Source organism: Pseudomonas sp. RW407 (assembly GCF_003176655.1).
Taxonomy (GTDB): Bacteria; Pseudomonadota; Gammaproteobacteria; order Pseudomonadales; family Pseudomonadaceae; genus Pseudomonas; species Pseudomonas delhiensis.
Window position 1 is genome coordinate 1 of sequence record NZ_QGSL01000103.1, and the last position, 343, is coordinate 343.

1 pseudogene is annotated in these 343 nt (G+C 66.8%); it reads right to left on the reverse strand.

The annotated features are described in order from the left end of the window. A pseudogene (locus DK254_RS16880) lies at positions 1-343 on the reverse strand (S-(hydroxymethyl)glutathione dehydrogenase); the annotation flags it as partial.

A 343-nucleotide genomic window follows, 5' to 3' on the forward strand; every position in this document is an offset into this window, starting at 1 on the left:
ATGATCGCCGCCAGGCCAATGCCGCCCAGGCCGAAGATGGCCACGCTGGCGCCCTCTTCCACCTTGGCGGTGTTGAGCACGGCGCCGATGCCGGTGGTCACGCCGCAGCCGAGCAGGCAGACCTTCTCCAGCGGGGCGTCCTTGGGAATCCTGGCCAGGGAGATTTCCGGCAGCACGGTGTACTCGGAGAAGGTCGAGCAGCCCATGTAGTGGTAGATCGGCTGGCCGTTGTAGGAGAAGCGGCTGGTGCCGTCGGGCATCAGGCCCTTGCCCTGGGTGGCGCGCACGGCCTGGCAGAGGTTGGTCTTGCCGGACTTGCAGAACTTGCACTCGCGGCATTCGG